General features: G+C 62.2%; 2 protein-coding genes. One reads left to right on the forward strand and one right to left on the reverse strand.

The window, feature by feature from the left end:
• Window positions 1–142: 142 nt before the first annotated feature.
• Window positions 143–604: a tRNA (uridine(34)/cytosine(34)/5-carboxymethylaminomethyluridine(34)-2'-O)-methyltransferase TrmL gene (trmL, locus tag IAE39_RS29425; protein WP_012274606.1), complete on the reverse strand. Its 462-nt coding sequence runs from the start codon at window positions 602–604 to the stop codon at window positions 143–145.
• Between trmL and IAE39_RS29430 the strand changes: the two genes are divergently transcribed.
• Window positions 603–1040, forward strand: coding sequence for a hypothetical protein (locus IAE39_RS29430; RefSeq protein WP_201207957.1), 438 nt, complete (start codon window positions 603–605; stop codon window positions 1038–1040). The two genes, trmL and IAE39_RS29430, sit on opposite strands and share 2 nt — an antisense overlap.
• Window positions 1041–1427: the final 387 nt, after the last annotated feature.

Below are 1427 nucleotides of genomic sequence, written 5' to 3' on the forward strand. Positions count from 1 at the left end.
GCGAATCATATCGCCCTTAAGAGGTGTCCGGGATCATTAGGCCAGTTCAAACCCGCTCCCACAGGGACCGCGCAAATTTTGAGGCTGGTGCAATACCTGTGGGAGCGGGTTTACCCGCGAAAGGGCCCTTGCAGGAGAAAGATCAACTCCCGGCAAACCCATTCTGCCGCCACGCCTCATACACCGTCACCGCCACGGTATTGGACAGGTTCAGGCTACGGCACCCCGGCCGCATCGGCAGGCGCAGGCGCTGTTCGGCCGGCAGGCTGTCCAGCACCTCGGCCGGCAACCCACGGCTCTCCGGCCCGAACAGGAACGCATCGCCCGGCTGGTAGGCCACTTCGTGGAACGGGTGCGAGCCTTTGGTGGTAAAGGCGAACAGCCGCGGGTTGCCCAGGCTTTCCAGGCATCCGGCCAGGCTCTCGTGGCGCTTGAGCGTGGCATACTCGTGGTAGTCCAGCCCTGCACGGCGCAGGCGCTTGTCGTCCAGTTCGAAACTGATGGGTTCGATCAGGTGCAGGTGGCAGCCGCTGTTGGCGCACAGGCGAATGATGTTGCCGGTATTCGGCGGAATTTCTGGTTGAAAAAGGATGACGTGAAACATGCACGGCTCCAAGCGTGAAGATGACGGGCATTCTACCCCCGAACCGGACGTGCGTTCGAAGGCGATGCCGCGGATGATCCTGTCGCTGGCAATAGTCGGGGTGATGGTTGGGCTGATGATCGGCCGCCTGACCGCGCCTGACGAGCGCGAGTTGCAGCAAGTGCAGGTGGTACAGGACGGCCTTGATCTGTGGTTCAGCGAAGAACCCAAGCTGCACGGTGAGAACGTGGAAGGTACGGTGGCGTTGCTGTTCCAGGCCCAGGGCAAGGCCCAGCAGGGGCAACTGAGCCTGCAAGGCAAACCGGTGAGCTGGCGCGTGCAGCACAGCAAGGAAGGGTTGCTGCTGACGGTGGTGGCCGCGCGCCCCCTACGCGGCGAGTGGGCCGGTGCAGAGGACGCTGGGCGCTGGCGGGTGCAGGTGAAACTGCACGAATAAAAGAGGGGATATCCCGGCCTGCCTGTACCAGGGTCCCCAAAAGGGCTACGGCGTATTGCGTGTAAAGGGGGGATGGCCCGGCCTGCCTGTACCGAGGTCCCCGAAAGCGGCGGTGCTGCGAATAAAAGAGGGGTTCACCCGGCCTGCCTGTACCAGGGCCCCCGAAATTGGGTATGTATTAGCTATTGCAGGGGGCGTGCCAGTTTTGCAAAGCCCGGGAATATTGGGCTTTGAGGGGGATTTGGCCGGGTTTTGAGGGGATTTGTGCCTTGGCGAGGTGCAGCGGGCACAGGAACGGTGCGCGATAGGGCTGAAATTTTTGGGGCCGCTTTGCGGCCCATCGCGACGCAAGGTGTTCTGGTCAAGTTTTTCCGGACACCGATTACG

This window comes from Pseudomonas sp. S37, assembly GCF_016658545.1.
Taxonomy (GTDB): Bacteria; Pseudomonadota; Gammaproteobacteria; order Pseudomonadales; family Pseudomonadaceae; genus Aquipseudomonas.

Excerpts from the sequence above, each read along its gene's own strand:
- IAE39_RS29430 (WP_201207957.1), top strand. The coding sequence starts at position 603 with ATGCACGGCTCCAAGCGTGAAGATGACGGGCATTCTACCCCCGAACCG.
- trmL (WP_012274606.1), bottom strand. The coding sequence starts at position 604 with ATGTTTCACGTCATCCTTTTTCAACCAGAAATTCCGCCGAATACCGGC.